Origin of the sequence: Pandoraea capi (assembly GCF_902459735.1) — a bacterium.
GTDB lineage: Bacteria > Pseudomonadota > Gammaproteobacteria > Burkholderiales > Burkholderiaceae > Pandoraea > Pandoraea capi.
On the sequence record NZ_CABPRV010000028.1, the window covers coordinates 1 to 651 of the forward strand.

Consider the following 651-nt stretch of genomic DNA (forward strand, 5'->3'; position numbering starts at 1 on the left):
ACCACGCGCAGATGACTCGGGCGCTTCTTTCGACGTTTCAGACGAAGCGACAGGCCTTCTGCGCGGTACAGCCGCTCAGTGCGCTTGTGGTTCTGGACCAGACCCTCTCGGCGTAGTAAGACGTGCAGCCGGGGCGAGCCAAACCGTGGCCGCTCCTGTGCCAACTCGCGTAAGCGTTGCCGCACATCGTGGTCGACGTCAGGCGGGGCCGACCGTCGGAACGTTCGGCGATTCAGGCCAATGAGCGCGCACGCCCGGCGCTCCGAATAGTCGTGCTGTTTAATCACCTGCTGCACAACTTCTCGGCGCTGCGCGGGCGAACTCACTTTTTTCCGAGAACGTCCTTCAGAACCTGGATGTCCAGCGCCTGGTCGGCCACCAGCCGCTTGAGCCGCTGATTTTCTTCCTCCATCTGCCGCAATCGTCGCGCTTCCGACACATCCATGCCGCCGTAACGGCTACGCCAGTTATAGAACGTCGCATCCGATATGCCGTGTTTGCGGCATAGGTCTGCGACCTTCATGCCTGCGTCGGCTTCCTTCAGCACCCCGATAATCTGCTCTTCGCTGAACCGCGATTTCTTCATGACAAGGTTTCTCCTGCGGCCTTGCCACTAACTTTACAGTGGGATACTTCCGAGGGGTAAGGTCA

Annotated in this window: 2 protein-coding genes; both read right to left on the reverse strand. The window is 59.9% G+C overall.

Annotation, left to right across the window (positions count from 1 at the left end):
* Positions 1-326 (reverse strand): IS3 family transposase (locus tag PCA20602_RS26450; protein ID WP_425495718.1); only part of this gene is annotated, 326 nt, incomplete at its 3' end.
* Entirely contained in the window at positions 323-586 is a 264-nt protein-coding gene (locus PCA20602_RS25480; RefSeq protein WP_150723567.1) for a transposase, read from the reverse strand. The genes PCA20602_RS26450 and PCA20602_RS25480, both read right to left, overlap by 4 nt.
* Between the last annotated feature and the right edge of the window lie 65 nt (positions 587-651).

Coding starts and splice junctions, on each gene's coding strand:
- PCA20602_RS25480 (WP_150723567.1), bottom strand. CDS start 586: ATGAAGAAATCGCGGTTCAGCGAAGAGCAGATTATCGGGGTGCTGAAG.